Source organism: Xenorhabdus entomophaga, assembly GCF_037996725.1.
Taxonomy (GTDB): Bacteria; Pseudomonadota; Gammaproteobacteria; order Enterobacterales; family Enterobacteriaceae; genus Xenorhabdus; species Xenorhabdus khoisanae.
In genome coordinates this window covers 1-780 of the sequence record NZ_JBBMXH010000286.1, presented here as the reverse complement: position 1 = coordinate 780, position 780 = coordinate 1, and the positions used below count along the sequence as shown (strand labels likewise).

Here is a 780-nt window from a genome sequence, read left to right as displayed (position 1 = left end):
GTAAGCGGCCAATTAAGCAGTGTATTTACATGATGTCGCCCATATTCACGTTCCACGGGAGCAGATCGTGCAGAGGATCGTTGGGATGGCGTTTGGGGAGCTCCGTAAAAATATACCGGAAGTAAAAATAAGGATTAATATCATTGGCACGGCAGGTCATCACCAGGCTGTATAAGTTCGCGCTCGCGAAAGCCCCCTCCGCAGAGGTGGAAAATAGCCAATTTTTGCGCCCGGTCGTGAACGGGCGGATATCCCGCTCCGTCACGTTGTTGTCAATGCTGATATGACCGTCTTCCAGATAGACAATCAACTTCGGCCACTGGTTCCGTGTATAACTTATCGCCTTGCCAATGGCACTTTTCGGTAACGCCGTCCGGCTGGCCTCAGTGAGCCAGTCGTGGAAGTCTTTCAGCACCGGCTCCGCTTTTTCCTGCCGTAATCGCCGTCGCTCATCGGGGCTCAGTAACCGGGCTTCCCGCTCAATGGCGTACAGCCGGGCGAAATACGTCAGCCCCTGTTCGGCCCGGCCCGCTTTTTTGCCGGGCTGCACTTTCTGGGCATCGGTAAATTTGCGCCGGGCATGGGCCATGCAGCCCGCCTGTCTGACCTGTTTCAGCGTATCGTAAGCCGCGTAGCCATCGGTCAGCAGGTACCCGCTATAATCGCCTAAGAAGTCAGCGACACAGCGCCCGCTGCGGCTTGGCTGATAGTCGAAAATCACCGCCGGGTGAGCGGCAAACTCGCCGCTGCGGTAGACCCACATGTAGGATTTGCTCTGCG

Annotated in this window: 1 protein-coding gene; it reads right to left on the bottom strand. The window is 56.3% G+C overall.

The window, feature by feature from the left end:
* Window positions 1-25: 25 nt before the first annotated feature.
* Window positions 26-780: IS66 family transposase (gene tnpC / locus AAC854_RS22800; protein ID WP_340619084.1), on the bottom strand; the 755-nt coding region annotated here is incomplete at its 5' end.